We start from the raw sequence: 13,418 nt of genomic DNA, 5'->3' as shown, positions 1-13,418 counted from the left end.
CCGCTAGGCCGCCGGGGCGACGAGGCGGTAACCGACGCCGCGCACGGTCTCGATGAGCGCCGGCGTGCGCAGCTTGGAGCGCAGGGAGGCGACGTGCACCTCCAGGGTCCGTCCGGTGCCCTCCCAACTGGTCTGCCACACCTCGCTGATGATCTGCTCCCGCCGGAAGACCACCCCGGGGCGCTGGGCGAGCAGCGCGAGCAGGTCGAACTCCTTGCGGGTGAGCTGGACGGCCGTGCCGTCCACGCTGACCTGCCGGGTGGGCAGTTCGATGTGCACCGCGCCGAGGCGCAGCGTGCTGTCGCCGCCGGCGCTCGCGTCCTCGTGCACGGTGCGGCGGCTGACGGCGTGGATACGGGCGAGCAGTTCCCCGGTGTCGTAGGGCTTCACCACGTAGTCGTCGGCGCCGAGGTTGAGGCCGTGGATGCGGGAGCGGACGTCGGCGCGGGCGGTGACCATGATCACCGGGGTGCTGGTGCGCTTGCGGATCCTGGCGCAGACCTCGTAGCCGTCCTGGTCGGGCAGGCCCAGGTCGAGCAGGACCACGCTGAAGCCGGCGCTCTCGGGGACGAGCGCCTGGAGCGCCTCCTCGCCGCTGCGGGCGTGGGTCACGTCGAACCCGTGCCGTGCCAGCACCGCGGACAGGGCGGCGGCGACGTGGTTGTCGTCCTCGACGAGGAGCAGTCGCATTCCGGCCCCCTCCGGTTCATGGTTCGTACGGTCACGGCGTGTACACATCGTGCACGCGCGCGTGCACCATGGCAGTGACGCCGATGGACGCGGACGGCGTCAAGAGGGTTCCGGTTGCACACCCTGTGTCGTTATCCAGCCGGTACGTGCCCCGCCCGGCCGCGCTACGTGACGTGCCCGGCCGCTACCGGATCGTGATGCTCAGATCTCCCTCAGATGTGGTGACGCTGGTCTCATCGGTCGTTACTGTCCCCCGAAACCGAGGAGGACGGAGCCTGAAAGCGATGACCGAAGTATCGATGGCCACGGAAGACGTGGCCTCGACCGCCGATCTGGTCGTCCTGAAGAGCGTCAACAAGCACTTCGGCGCGTTGCACGTGCTCCAGGACATCGAACTGACGATCGCCCGCGGCGAGGTCGTCGTGGTCATCGGGCCCTCCGGGTCCGGCAAGTCCACCCTGTGCCGCACCATCAACCGCCTGGAGACCATCGACTCGGGCAGCATCACGATCGACGGCAAGCCGCTGCCCCAGGAGGGCAAGGAGCTGGCCCGGCTGCGCGCCGACGTCGGCATGGTCTTCCAGTCCTTCAACCTCTTCGCGCACAAGACCGTGCTCGAGAACGTGATACTCGGCCAGGTCAAGGTCCGCCGCACGGACCGGAGGAAGGCCGAGGAGCGGGCCCGGGAGCTGCTCGACCGGGTCGGAGTGGGCGCGCAGGCCGACAAGTACCCCGCGCAGCTCTCCGGCGGCCAGCAGCAGCGCGTGGCCATCGCGCGGGCGCTGGCCATGGACCCGAAGGTCATGCTGTTCGACGAGCCGACCTCCGCGCTCGACCCGGAGATGATCAACGAGGTGCTGGAGGTCATGCAGCAACTCGCCCGGGACGGTATGACGATGGTCGTCGTCACCCACGAGATGGGATTCGCCCGATCGGCTGCAAACCGGGTGGTCTTCATGGCCGACGGCCGGATCATCGAACAGGCTGCGCCCGACCAGTTCTTCAGCAACCCGCGCAGCGACCGGGCCAGGGACTTCCTGTCGAAGATCCTGCACCACTGACGCGGCGGCCCGCCGGTGACGCCGTGCGCCACCGGCCCGTGATCGTGCCGTCGCCGTCCCGACGGCTTCTCATCTCCTCACCACCGAAGGAAGTTCACATGAAGCTCCGCAAGGCCACCGCCGCCTCGGCCGTCGTCCTCGCCCTCGCCCTCTCGGCGACGGCGTGCGGCTCGAACGACAAGAAGGACGAGGGATCGTCCGGCGGTGGCAAGAAGAAGATCACCGTCGGCATCAAGTACGACCAGCCGGGCCTCGGTCAGAAGACCCCGCAGGGCTACTCCGGCTTCGACGTCGACGTGGCCAAGTACGTGGCCAAGAAGCTCGGTTACGACGAGAACCAGATCGAGTGGAAGGAGTCCAAGAGCGGCGACCGCGAGACCATGCTGCAGCGCGGCGACGTGGACTTCATCACCGCCACGTACTCGATCACCCCGGAGCGCGAGGCGAAGGTCGACTTCGCCGGCCCCTACCTGCTGGCCCACCAGGACGTGCTGATCCGCGCCGACGACAACAAGATCAAGTCGCCGGCCGACCTGAACAGCAAGAAGCTGTGCTCGGTCACCGGCTCGACCTCGGCCCAGAACGTCCATGACAAGCTGGCGCCCAAGGCGGACCTCCAGCAGTACCCGACGTACTCGGCCTGCCTGACCGGCCTTCAGAACAAGGCGATCGACGCGCTGACCACGGACGACTCGATCCTCGCCGGTTACGCCTCCCAGGAGCAGTTCAAGGGCAAGTTCAAGCTGGGCGGCTTCAAGATGACCAACGAGAACTACGGCATCGGCGTCAAGAAGGGCAGCGACCTCAAGGACAAGATCAACAAGGCCCTCGAGGACATGGTCGCCGACGGTTCGTGGGAGAAGGCCGTGGAGGCCAACTTCGGTCCGGCGAACTACAAGAACGAGCCCGCGCCGAAGATCGGCGACATCAAGAGCTGAGTCAGCGCCCGCCGGGTGCGCCGCCCGCGCAGGGCGGCGCACCGGGGCCCACCACACGCGGAAGCGCGGGAGATCGTGTTCGACTTTCTTCAAGGCTACGACCTGCTGGGAGCCTTCTGGGTGACCGTGCAGCTCACGCTGCTCTCGGCCGCCGGCTCCCTGGTCTGGGGCACCCTGCTGGCCGCCATGCGCGTCGGCCCGGTGCCACTCATGCGCGGTTTCGGCACCGCCTACGTCAACATCGTGCGGAACATCCCGCTGACGGTGATCATCCTGTTCACCTCGCTGGGCCTGAACCAGACGCTCGGTGTCAATCTCGGTGCGCAGAACTTCGACACCGTCAACTTCCGGCTCGCCGTGCTGGGTCTGATCGCCTACACCGCGGCGTTCGTCTGTGAGGCGATCCGCTCCGGCATCAACACGGTGCCGGTCGGCCAGGCGGAGGCGGCCCGCGCCCTCGGGCTGAGCTTCACCCAGGTGCTGACCCTGGTCGTGCTGCCGCAGGCGTTCCGGTCGGTGGTCGGCCCGCTCACCAACGTGCTGATCGCGCTCACCAAGAACACCACGGTGGCGGCGGCGATCGGCGTGGCCGAGGCGGCCCTGCTGATGAAGAAGATGATCGAGAACGAGGCAGAACTCCTGCTGATCTCCGCGGTCTTCGCGTTCGGCTTCGTGTGTCTGACGCTGCCGACCGGTCTGATCCTCGGCTGGGTGGGCAAGAAGGTGGCGGTGAAGCGATGACCTCCGTGCTGTACGACGCCCAGGGTCCCAGGGCCAAGCGGCGCAACATCCTCTACACCGTCCTGTTCGTCCTCGCCGCCGCGGCGCTGTTGTGGTGGGTGTTCCAGAGCCTGAGCGACAAGGGCCAGCTGGACTGGGAGAAGTGGAAGCCGTTCTTCGCCGGCTCCGAGGCATGGACCACGTACATCCTGCCCGGGCTGAAGAACACGCTGATCGCGGCGGCCCTGTCGATGCTCATCGCGCTGCCCCTCGGCGCGGTCCTCGGCATCGCGCGGCTCTCCGACCACGCCTGGATCAGGATCCCGGCCGCGGCGGTCGTGGAGTTCTTCCGCGCCATTCCGGTGCTGATCCTGATGATCTTCGGGCTCGCGCTGTTCGCCCAGTACACCGACGTCAACTCGGACGACCGCCCGCTGTACGCCGTCGTCACCGGTCTGGTGCTCTACAACGCCTCGGTACTCGCGGAGATCGTCCGCGCGGGCATCCTCTCCCTGCCCAAGGGGCAGACGGAGGCCGCGCAGGCGATCGGCCTGCGCAAGACCCAGACCATGACGTCGGTCCTGCTGCCGCAGGCGGTCACCGCGATGCTGCCGGCGATCGTCAGCCAGCTGGTGGTCATCGTGAAGGACACCGCGCTCGGCGGCGCCGTCCTCACCTTCCCGGACCTGCTGGCCGCCGTGTCCCCCATGAGCTCCTACTACGGGGCGAACACCATCGCCAGCTTCACGATCGTGGCGGTGATCTTCGTGGCGATCAACTTCAGCCTCGCCAGCTTCGCGAGCTGGCTGGAGCGGCGCCTGAGGCGCGGGAAGAAGTCGACGGGTGCGGTGCTGCCGGCCGCGGCGGTGGGCGGCGCCGAGTCGACGGGAACCTCCGCCTGACGGCCGCTCACCCGGACAGAAGTGACACGGGGGCAGTGGAGTGATCACCACTGCCCCCGTCACTTGACGCAAGCAGCGGCAGTGGGTTGCATACGTTCTGTGATCGTGCACCCTGCTCCGGTTTTCTCCTCACACCTGTCCGTCAGGACACCGCTGCGGGCAGGGGGCGCCGCGCCGTGGATCCGGTGATCATTGTCGGAGCGGGGCCCGTCGGGCTCACGCTCGCCCTGGCGCTGGCGCGTCAGGAGGTGCCGTCCGTCGTACTCGACGAGGGATCCGGCAAGGACGCGCCGCGCGCCGCGCGCACCGTCGTCCTGCGCGAGGACACCGCCGCGCTCGTGGAGCGCCTGACCGGTGCGCCACTCGGCGGGGCCGGGCTCCGTTGGGCCGGATGGCGGTCGTTGCGGCGCAAACAGGTGATGCGCGAGATCGCCTTCGACGACGTCGGACCCGCGCCGCTGCACATCGCCCAGCACGTTCTGACCGGCGCCCTGCGGGGCGCCGCCGCCCGCGAACCGCTGGTCGAACTCGCCGTGGACAGCCGGCTCGACGGCATGGAGCAGGAGTCCGCGGGAGTCACCGTCCACACCCGCGGCCCGAACAGCACGTGGTGGCGCGGAAGTTACCTGGTCGGCTGCGACGGCCCGCGGTCGACCGTGCGCAAGCTCCAGGACATCCGCTTCCCCGGCCGTACGGCCGTCGAACGGCACGCCGTCGCCGCGGTGCGCACCGAACTCCCCCGGCCCGGCGAAGCGTTCCTCCACCGGCTGCCGCCGTGGCGGACGATCGGCCCCTTCGCCGGGGAGATCGCCGCCCGCCCGCTCCCGGACGACGTGTGGCGGCTGGACTGGCTGCTGCCGCCCGGCAAGGACCTGGTCACGCCCGAACTGCTGCTCGCGCGCATCCGGGAGACCCTCATCGGCTGGACCGGCGAGCCCTCGCCGACGTACGAACTCCTGGACACCGGGGTCCACACGGTCCACCACCGGGTGGCCCGCCGCTGGCGCGCCGGGCGGGTCTTCCTCGCCGGGGACGCGGCGCACCTGCTGGGCGCGCTCGGCACCCAGGGGCTGGACGAGGGCCTGCGGGACGCCGACAACCTCGCCTGGAAGCTGGCGCCCGCCTGGCACCACGGGCCGCACGAGGCGCTGTTGGACAGCTACCAGAGCGAGCGGCGCGCGGTCGTCGCCGCCCGGCTGCGCGCCGCCGACCAGTTGCTGCCGGTGCTGCGCGGGGGCGGCGGACTGCGGTCCCTGGTGCCCGGGTCCGGCCGTGGACACGATGCCCTGCTGATGGACGGCCATCTGGGAGACGGCTCGCTGGGCGCGCCGGGGGTGTACGCGGACTCGCCGCTCGCACCGCCGCCCCTAGACGGGGCGGCCGTCGTGGACACGCCGGCCGGTGCCCCGGTCGCCGACGTCGTGGTGACCGCGGAGGACGGCTCCTTCGTGCAGCTGAGAAACCGGCTGGGCCGGGGGGCGCTGCTCGTGGTGCTGATCGCGCCGGGCACCGGTGTGTGGGAGCGCCGGCACTGGGTGGGCGCCGGCATCATGCCCCGGCTGGCCGCCGCGGTGACCGCGCTGCCGCACCCCGCCGAACTGCTGGTCGCCGAGAGCTACCCGGGCGCCGCTCCCCACACCGTCCTCCTGGTACGGCCGGACGGGCACCTGGTCACGGCGCTGAGCGGAGTGCGCCCCGCCGACCTGTACACCGCGGCGGAGACCGCACTGGGCGGCGCCGCACATGCCGAGGACCGTGCCGAGACGGGCGCGCGCTGACCGCGGAGCCCTGTGGACCTCACCCGCGGTGCGGTCCACAGGGCCTACGGCGAGTTGACCGGTCCGCACCCCCGTGGTCTACTCCGGAACGTGACCGACACCGATGTGCGCCTGTGGCGGAGGGTCCACATGGACCTCGTCCGCTATGCGGGCTGCGTGTGTCGTCCGGCCTGTTGAACTCGCCTCCCCTCCCCCGACGCGCGCCGCCCGACCCGCACACGCCCGTACGCCCGTACGTCCACACATGCGTACGTCCGTCCGTATCCCGTGCCGCCGCGCGCCCTCCGCGAACGCTCCTCAGGACGGTGTACGTGTCTGTCTCGCCCCTCGGGTCCTCCGCTTCCGGGTCCTCCGCCCCCATGTCCTCCGCTTCCGGCTTCTCCCTCGCCGAGTCCTCTCCCGCCGCTTACGCGCCGTCCGCGCCGTCCGCGCCCTCCGCGCCCTCCGCGCCCTCCGCGCCCTCCGCGCAGGGGCCTACGCAGGCGGAACTCCTCGACTTCGTGCGGCGCACCGCCGCCGACGCCGAACTGATCGCCTCGCTTCCGCTCGATCCGGAGGGCCGCACCTGGGTGCGCTTGGACGGGCCCGGCGGCAGCGAGGCCTGGCTGATCGGCTGGCCGCCCGGCACCGGCACCGGGTGGCACGACCACGCGGACTCGGCCGGTGCCTTCCTCACCGCGGCGGGCGAGTTGAAGGAGAACTCGCTCGCGGCCCGGCTGCCCACCGACGGCTGGAAGACCCTCGAACTCACCGACGGGGTGGACCGCGAACGACGGCTCCCGGCCGGGCGGGGCCGCTCCTTCGGCCGCCACCACGTGCACGAGGTGCTCAACGAGTCCACCGATCGACACGCTGTCTCCGTGCACGCCTACCACCCGCCGCTGCCCCGTATCCGCCGTTACAGTCGCACCGGTCAGACGCTGCGCCTGGAGCAGGTCGAGCGCCCGGAGGACTGGCAGTGAGCACGCCACAACCCCCCGTCGGAATCGACGCGTTGCTGGAACGGGTCCGCCAGGGCTACGAACGCGTCGAGGCGCGCGAGGCGTACACGGCCGCCCGGGCCGGCGACGCCCTCCTGGTGGACATCCGTTACGCCGCGCTGCGCGCGAGGGACGGCCTGATCCCGGGCGCCCTCGTCGTGGAGCGCAACGAGTTGGAGTGGCGGCTGGATCCCCTGGGGAGCCACCGTGTCCCCGAGGCCACCGGCCACGACCTGCGCGTGGTCGTCGTCTGCAACGAGGGCTACGCGTCGAGTCTCGCGGCCGCGTCCCTGCACCAGCTGGGGCTGCGCCGGGCGACCGACCTGGTGGACGGCTTCCAGGCATGGCGCTCGGCCGGGCTGCCGGTGACACCGTGGGACGGCCGCGCTCAGTCGGCGTAGAGGAAATCGCGGGAAGCGCGGGGGTCACGGGAAGCGCGGGAAGCACACGCCAGGCCCGCGCACCCTGGGGTGTTCGTGCCTGCCCGCGGGTGTTCGCTCCTGCCCGCGTGGGTTCGTGTCATCCCTCGCCGGCCGCGCGGCGGACGCCGGCTCAGTACCCCTCGTCGACCAGGAAGTCCGTGTCCTCGCCCTCCTCCTCCAGCGCCTGCCGGACCACGCGCAGGGCCAGACCCTCGGAGTAGCCCTTGCGGGCGAGCATCCCGGCGAGGCGGCGCAGTCGCTTGTCGCGGTCGAGGCCGCGGGTGGAGCGCAGCTTGCGGGCGACGAGCTCGCGCGCGGTGGCCTCCTCCTGCTCGGCGTCGAGCCGGCCGACCGCCTCGTCGACCAGTGCCGCGTCGACGCCCTTGGTCCGCAGCTCCCGGGCGAGGGCGCGCCGAGCCAGTCCGCGCCCGTGGTGCCGAGACTCCACCCAGGCGTCCGCGAACGCACTGTCGTCGATCAGCCCGACCTCCTCGAACCTCGACAGGACCTCCTCCGCCGCCTCGTCCGGGATCTCCCGCTTGCGCAGGGCGTCGGCGAGCTGCTTGCGGGTGCGCGGGGTCCCGGTGAGCAGGCGCAGGCAGATGGCGCGCGCCCGCTCCACCGGGTCCCCCGGAGGCTCCCCCTGCCCTTCCCTCGGCAAGGAGGCGGTGCCCCCGTCCTCGGCGGACGCCTCGCCGAAGCCGCGCCGACGGCGCCCGCGTCCACCGTGCGGCCCGCCGTCACGCGAGCCGCTTCGGCGCGCACCACCCGCGGGTGGGCCGCCCGCGCGCCGCTGTCCATCGTCGCCCCGAGGCACATCACCGTCCGGCTCGGCATCCCCGTGTATGCCGTCTCCGTCCGTGCCCGAGCCGAGGTCGTCCCCGGTGCCCCTCCCCCGTGGGGCACCGAAGGCGGCGTGCTCGTACGCGTGCTCGTACTCGGCCCAGTCGGTTCGCCGTGTCACGGGTCAGCTCTTGGCCGAGGCGGCCTTGGGCTTGGTGGCCTTGGCGGGCGCCGCCTTGGCCGTGTCGCCCGCGGCGGTGGTGACCGCGGCGTCCGCGCCCGGCTCCGTGGCCGGCTCCTCCGGCCGCACGCCGACGCCCAGCTTCTCCTTGATCTTCTTCTCGATCTCGTTGGCCAGGTCGGGGTTGTCCTTGAGGAAGTTGCGCGCGTTCTCCTTGCCCTGGCCGAGCTGGTCGCCCTCGTACGTGTACCAGGCGCCGGCCTTGCGGACGAAGCCGTGCTCCACGCCCATGTCGATCAGACCGCCCTCGCGGCTGATGCCCTGGCCGTAGAGGATGTCGAACTCGGCCTGCTTGAAGGGCGGCGCGACCTTGTTCTTGACGACCTTGCAACGGGTCCGGTTGCCGACCGCCTCCGTGCCGTCCTTCAGGGTCTCGATACGGCGGATGTCGATACGCACCGAGGCGTAGAACTTCAGCGCCCGGCCACCGGTCGTGGTCTCCGGGGAGCCGAACATCACGCCGATCTTCTCGCGGAGCTGGTTGATGAAGATCGCGGTGGTCTTGGACTGGTTGAGCGCGCTGGTGATCTTGCGCAGCGCCTGGCTCATCAGCCGGGCCTGGAGGCCCACGTGGCTGTCGCCCATCTCGCCCTCGATCTCCGCGCGCGGGACGAGCGCGGCGACGGAGTCGATGACGATGAGGTCGAGGGCGCCGGAGCGGACCAGCATGTCCACGATCTCCAGGGCCTGCTCGCCGTTGTCCGGCTGGGAGAGGATCAGGTTGTCGATGTCGACGCCGAGCTTCTTCGCGTACTCGGGGTCGAGGGCGTGCTCCGCGTCCACGAACGCGACCTGGCCGCCCGCCTTCTGCGCGTTCGCCACCGCGTGCAGGGTCAGGGTCGTCTTGCCGGAGGACTCCGGTCCGTAGATCTCCACGACACGGCCGCGCGGCAGGCCGCCGACGCCAAGGGCCACGTCGAGCGCGGTCGACCCGGTCGGGATGACCTCGATCGGCTCCTTCGACCGCTCGCCCATGCGCATGACCGCGCCCTTGCCGAATTGTCGTTCAATCTGTGCGAGCGCGGCGTCGAGCGCCTTCTCGCGGTCGGTTCCTGCCATGGGTTCCACCCGGTTTGCTTGAGTCGATCGCTTCACGTCAAAGACGCTAACGCCTGCCACTGACAATGCGCCCCGACGCACATCCGGCCTGTGGACAACTCAGGCATATCCCCCCACAAACCGGGGCGAAATCCCTGCCGCCGACCCTCGCCGGAGCTCCCATAAGAATGGATGTTCGATTTTCGTGTCAAGCGCGACGCCGACGCCGGACCGATCGCGTCGAAGAGGACGCGGCGGAGGCGTTCGCGGCGACGGATCGGGCCTGCCGGGCTGCGGGCTGGGCTACGTCTGCGAACGGATGTCGCCGAGCGGCTGGTGGAGGTCTTCGTCGAGCCGGGGCCGTTGCGGGCCGGGGTCGCGCAAGCCGCCATCACCGACAGTGACTCCTGATCCTGGCAGGATCTCGCCTTATGAGTTCTGGCCGATGGGGCACCCATACGATCGAGTTGACCGCTGACAACGTGATCAAGCGGTTCGCGAAGGGGGACGATGGTCGTGCCGAGCGCGAGTGGCGGGCGCTTACGCTCCTCGCCATGCATGGTCCTGGGCTGGCTCCGGATCCCCGGAAGGCGGACCTGGCAGCATCCGAGCCTGTCGTGGTGATGTCGCGCCTCGCCGGTGTTCCCCTCCGCGGAGCTGCGGTGGGGGACGAGAAGATCAAGGCGCTGGCCGAGGCGGTGACCGCTCTGCACTCCGCCGTGCCGTCCGACATCATCGCCAAGATCCCCCTCAGGCCCGGACACCAAGGCGAACTGATCGGCCACCTCGACATCTGGGCCGGGACAGCATGCCCTCGGGCCAGCGGCCTGGTGAGAGAGGCCATGGAGGCCGGGTTGTCGTGGCTTGCCCAATCGGGCTTGAAAGCCGGCACTCCCGCTGGGGTTCCACCGGTCTTCGGCCCTGGTGACGGCAATCTGGCCAACTATCTCTGGGATGGCTCCCGGGTCCAGGTAGTCGATTTCGAGGACTCTGGCCGCAGTGATCGCGCCTTTGAGTTGGCGGAGATCACCGAGCACGTGGGGAGTTGGGTGGAGCACCCGCTTGATGTCCCGGCGTTCCTGGACCGGTTCGATCTTTCCCCGGCGGAGGCAGCGCGCTTGCGGACATGCCGTCGGCTGCTCGCCCTGGTCTGGCTGTTTCTGCTGGCCGGCGATGACCCCGAGCATCCTCGCAACCCAGTCGGCACCACGGAACGCCAGGCCGGCCGGTTGCTGGATCTACTGGCCTGACAGCGGGCTCCGGGCCCCACGCCCCGTGTCGCTGGCCCGGCACGACCTACCGGCGCAACAGCTCTCGATGAGTCCTACCGGTCCCGCCACAGCCGGCGCGCGCGGGCGAGTAGGCCCGGGGCCGGGTCGCGATCGCGGTGGCCGTGGACGCGGGGGTCGTCCGTGACGGCGTACCGCTTCACGTAGGCGCCCAGGAACGCCTGGAGGGTGGCGACCGCGGGAATGGCGATCAGCGCGCCCACCGCGCCGAGCAGGGCGGTGCCGGCGATGACCGAGCCGAAGGCGACCGCGGGGTGGATGTCCACGGTCCTCGCGGTCAGCTTGGGTTGCAGCATGTAGTTCTCGAACTGCTGGTAGACCACCACGAAGACCAGCACCCACAGCGCGTACCAGGGGTCGACCGTGAAGCCGATCAGCATCGGCAGGGCGCCCGCGAGATAGGTCCCGATGGTGGGGATGAACTGCGAGACCAGGCCCACCCAGACGGCGAGCACGAGCGCGTACGGCACTCCCAGGGCCTGGAGCAGGACGTAGTGGGCGATCCCGGAGACGAGCGCCATCAGGCCGCGCGAGTACAGATAGCCGCCGGTCTTGTCGACGGCTATCTCCCACGCGCGCAGCACCTCCGCCTGGCGGGCGGGCGGCAGCAGGGAGCAGACGGTGCGGCGCAGCCGGGGACCGTCGGCGGCGAAGTAGAAAGAGAACAGCGCGATGGTCAGCAGCCGGAACAGGCCACCGAGCACCTGGGCGGACACGTCGAGCACACCCGCGGCGCTGTTCTGCGCGTACGTGCGCAGCCAGTCGGAGTGGAGCAGGCCCTCCTGCACGTCCACCCGTCTGAGCTCGGTGTGGAACGTGGTGTTGACCCAGTTGATGACGGAGTCGAGGTACTCCGGGAAGCCCTCGACCATCTTGATGATCTGGCCGGCGAGCATCGAGCCGAGCAGTGTCACGAAGCCCGCCGACGCGATCGTCAGACCGAGGAAGACCAGGAAGGTCGCGAGCCCCCGCCGCATCCCGCGGGCGGCCATGCGGCTGACCGCGGGCTCGACGGCGAGGGCCAGGAAGAACGCGATGAGGACGTTGAGGAGCAGGCCGATCAGCTGGTGGAAGGCCCAGCTGCCGAGCTGGAAGGCGGCGACGAGGCCGATCGCGAGCACCATGGCCCGCGGCAGCCAGCGGGGCATGCGGTCGCCCGGTCCGGCGGCAACCTCGGCAACTCCCTCGGCCGGTCCGGCGGCTCCCCCGGCCGGTCCCGGAGACCGGGGAGGCGGCGTCGTATCGAAAGGGGATGCGTGCGGGGCCGTCTGCCCGGTCTCGTCAGTGGGTGCCACGGTGCAAGTCTCGCCGACGCCGCCGACGGCCCGGCACCGGCCCGCGGTCCTCGGGACCGGTCAGTGCCTCTCCCGCGGAACGTTCATGACCTGGCACACCACGCGCCACACGTCCTTCGCGTCCCAGCCGGCCGCCAGCGCCTCGTGCACCGTGCGCCCGCCGAGTTCCGACATCACGTGGTCGCGCGCGAAGGTGTCGGCGTACCCCGTGCCGAAGTGCTCCGCCATCCGCTCCCAGAAGACCGTCAACCGCATGATCCCAGTATCCCGCCCCTGCGGGTGACCTCGTTCCGGGGCCACCTGGGGAGACCGCTTTCCGCCCTACGGTCTGACGCATGGCCGAGACCGGAGCTCCCCCTTCTCCCCCGCCGCCCCCGGCGTCCTCCCCGCTGTTCCGCGCCGAGCACTTCGTGTGGCTCACCGCGCGTGTGCTGGAGCAGCGACTGTTCGCGTACCACTTCCTGAACGGCGGCCCGGATCCGGTGGAGACCGCGCTGGATGCCTACCGCAACGAGGACGGCGGGTACGGCCACGCGCTGGAGCCCGATCTGCGCGGCCCCGTCAGCCAGCCGCTGCACACCGCGCACGCGCTGTACGTGCTGGACACCGTCGGCCGCTGCGGCGGACAGCGGGCGGAGCGCGTGTGCCGCTATCTGACCTCCGTCTCCACTCCCGACGGCGCGCTGCCCGCGGTCCATCCCGGCCAGCGCGGCTATCCGTCGGCCCCCTTCGTGCCGATCGTGGACGACCCGCCGAGCGACCTCCTGGCCACCGGGCCGGCGGTGGGCCTGCTGCACCGCAACGAGGTGTGGCACGCCTGGCTGTTCCGGGCCACCGACTTCTGCTGGCAGCGGGTCGAGTCCCTGGAGACCTCCCACCCCTACGAGGTGGAGGCGGCCATCACCTTCCTGGACTCCGCACCCGACCGCACGCGCGCGCGTGCGGCCGCCGACCGGCTCGGCCGCCTGGTGCGCGAGCGGCGCCTGGCGGTGCTGGACCCGGAGCGGCCGGAGGCCTACCCGGTCGCACCGGGCTACGCCGCCGGGGAGCACCACTTCCCGCACGACTACGCGCGCACGCCCGGCTCCCTGGCGCGCGCATGGTTCACGGACGAGGAGATGAACCGCTCGCTGGATCACCTGGCCGGCCGCCAGCAGCAGGACGGCGGCTGGCCGGTCACCTGGCGCCAGTGGGCTCCGACCCCCGCACTGGAGGCACGTCCCATGGTCACGATCGAGGCGCTGCGCACCCTCAGGGCCCACGGCCGGACGATCGGCTGAG

At 70.8% G+C, this 13,418-nt stretch carries 15 protein-coding genes; 10 read left to right on the top strand and 5 right to left on the bottom strand.

What is annotated here, in order from left to right:
• Positions 1-3 precede the first annotated feature (3 nt).
• The gene (locus ACIHCX_RS04980) at positions 4-690 is read right to left on the bottom strand and encodes a response regulator transcription factor (protein WP_400026673.1); all 687 of its coding nucleotides are present in this window, start codon (positions 688-690) and stop codon (positions 4-6) included.
• Positions 691-974: 284 nt separating this feature from the next.
• On the opposite strand from ACIHCX_RS04980, the gene ACIHCX_RS04975 reads away from it, so the two are divergent.
• The 8 genes from ACIHCX_RS04975 to ACIHCX_RS04940 all read left to right on the top strand — a co-directional run bounded on the left by ACIHCX_RS04975 (position 975) and on the right by ACIHCX_RS04940 (position 7,470).
• The gene (locus tag ACIHCX_RS04975; RefSeq protein WP_400026671.1) at positions 975-1,751 is read left to right on the top strand and encodes an amino acid ABC transporter ATP-binding protein; all 777 of its coding nucleotides are present in this window, start codon (positions 975-977) and stop codon (positions 1,749-1,751) included.
• A 98-nt stretch (positions 1,752-1,849) separates the two neighbouring features.
• Positions 1,850-2,689, top strand: coding sequence for a glutamate ABC transporter substrate-binding protein (locus tag ACIHCX_RS04970; RefSeq protein WP_400026669.1), 840 nt, complete (start codon positions 1,850-1,852; stop codon positions 2,687-2,689).
• 75 nt (positions 2,690-2,764) lie between these two features.
• Complete coding sequence (locus tag ACIHCX_RS04965; protein ID WP_400026667.1) at positions 2,765-3,430, top strand: amino acid ABC transporter permease; 666 nt, start codon at positions 2,765-2,767, stop codon at positions 3,428-3,430.
• Positions 3,427-4,311 (top strand): amino acid ABC transporter permease, encoded by an 885-nt coding sequence (locus ACIHCX_RS04960; RefSeq protein WP_400026666.1) that lies wholly within the window; start codon positions 3,427-3,429, stop codon positions 4,309-4,311. The genes ACIHCX_RS04965 and ACIHCX_RS04960 overlap by 4 nt, the downstream gene beginning before the upstream one ends.
• 176 nt (positions 4,312-4,487) lie before the next feature.
• Positions 4,488-6,089, top strand: a complete 1,602-nt coding sequence (locus tag ACIHCX_RS04955) for an FAD-dependent monooxygenase (RefSeq protein WP_400026664.1) — start codon at positions 4,488-4,490, stop codon at positions 6,087-6,089.
• Positions 6,090-6,101: 12 nt separating this feature from the next.
• Entirely contained in the window at positions 6,102-6,266 is a 165-nt protein-coding gene (locus ACIHCX_RS04950) for a putative leader peptide (RefSeq protein WP_400026663.1), read from the top strand.
• A 182-nt stretch (positions 6,267-6,448) separates the two neighbouring features.
• The gene (locus ACIHCX_RS04945; RefSeq protein ID WP_400026662.1) at positions 6,449-7,051 is read left to right on the top strand and encodes a cysteine dioxygenase; all 603 of its coding nucleotides are present in this window, start codon (positions 6,449-6,451) and stop codon (positions 7,049-7,051) included.
• A complete protein-coding gene (locus ACIHCX_RS04940; protein ID WP_400026661.1) occupies positions 7,048-7,470 on the top strand; it encodes a rhodanese-like domain-containing protein in 423 nt (140 codons plus the stop codon). The genes ACIHCX_RS04945 and ACIHCX_RS04940 overlap by 4 nt, the downstream gene beginning before the upstream one ends.
• 151 nt (positions 7,471-7,621) lie before the next feature.
• On the opposite strand, the gene recX is transcribed toward ACIHCX_RS04940, so the two are convergent.
• Both recX and recA read right to left on the bottom strand, forming a co-directional pair.
• Positions 7,622-8,455 carry a recombination regulator RecX gene (gene recX, locus ACIHCX_RS04935; RefSeq protein ID WP_400026659.1) on the bottom strand — a complete coding sequence of 278 codons (834 nt, stop codon included), beginning with the start codon at positions 8,453-8,455 and terminating at the stop codon, positions 7,622-7,624.
• Positions 8,456-8,458: 3 nt separating this feature from the next.
• Entirely contained in the window at positions 8,459-9,574 is a 1,116-nt protein-coding gene (gene recA / locus ACIHCX_RS04930; protein WP_400026658.1) for a recombinase RecA, read from the bottom strand.
• 446 nt (positions 9,575-10,020) lie between these two features.
• Here recA and ACIHCX_RS04925 point away from each other — a divergent pair, with 446 nt between their 5' ends.
• Complete coding sequence (locus tag ACIHCX_RS04925) at positions 10,021-10,803, top strand: phosphotransferase family protein (protein WP_400026656.1); 783 nt, start codon at positions 10,021-10,023, stop codon at positions 10,801-10,803.
• A 74-nt stretch (positions 10,804-10,877) separates the two neighbouring features.
• Here the strand turns inward: ACIHCX_RS04925 and ACIHCX_RS04920 are convergent, their stop codons facing one another.
• Entirely contained in the window at positions 10,878-12,137 is a 1,260-nt protein-coding gene (locus ACIHCX_RS04920; RefSeq protein WP_400026655.1) for an AI-2E family transporter, read from the bottom strand.
• Positions 12,138-12,197: 60 nt separating this feature from the next.
• A complete protein-coding gene (locus ACIHCX_RS04915) occupies positions 12,198-12,392 on the bottom strand; it encodes a DUF3046 domain-containing protein (protein WP_361415174.1) in 195 nt (64 codons plus the stop codon).
• 80 nt (positions 12,393-12,472) lie between these two features.
• Here ACIHCX_RS04915 and ACIHCX_RS04910 point away from each other — a divergent pair, with 80 nt between their 5' ends.
• Positions 12,473-13,417: a hypothetical protein gene (locus ACIHCX_RS04910; RefSeq protein WP_400026653.1), complete on the top strand. Its 945-nt coding sequence runs from the start codon at positions 12,473-12,475 to the stop codon at positions 13,415-13,417.
• The last annotated feature ends 1 nt before the right edge of the window (position 13,418 follow it).

The organism is Streptomyces sp. NPDC052043 (assembly GCF_044548235.1).
Taxonomy (GTDB): domain Bacteria; phylum Actinomycetota; class Actinomycetes; order Streptomycetales; family Streptomycetaceae; genus Streptomyces.
Note: the sequence above shows the minus strand (reverse complement) of the source record. Positions and strands in the feature narration are given on the sequence as shown.

Coding starts and splice junctions, on each gene's coding strand:
- ACIHCX_RS04980 (WP_400026673.1), bottom strand. CDS start 690: ATGCGACTGCTCCTCGTCGAGGACGACAACCACGTCGCCGCCGCCCTG.
- ACIHCX_RS04975 (WP_400026671.1), top strand. CDS start 975: ATGACCGAAGTATCGATGGCCACGGAAGACGTGGCCTCGACCGCCGAT.
- ACIHCX_RS04970 (WP_400026669.1), top strand. CDS start 1,850: ATGAAGCTCCGCAAGGCCACCGCCGCCTCGGCCGTCGTCCTCGCCCTC.
- ACIHCX_RS04960 (WP_400026666.1), top strand. CDS start 3,427: ATGACCTCCGTGCTGTACGACGCCCAGGGTCCCAGGGCCAAGCGGCGC.
- ACIHCX_RS04945 (WP_400026662.1), top strand. CDS start 6,449: ATGTCCTCCGCTTCCGGCTTCTCCCTCGCCGAGTCCTCTCCCGCCGCT.
- recA (WP_400026658.1), bottom strand. CDS start 9,574: ATGGCAGGAACCGACCGCGAGAAGGCGCTCGACGCCGCGCTCGCACAG.
- ACIHCX_RS04915 (WP_361415174.1), bottom strand. CDS start 12,392: ATGCGGTTGACGGTCTTCTGGGAGCGGATGGCGGAGCACTTCGGCACG.
- ACIHCX_RS04910 (WP_400026653.1), top strand. CDS start 12,473: ATGGCCGAGACCGGAGCTCCCCCTTCTCCCCCGCCGCCCCCGGCGTCC.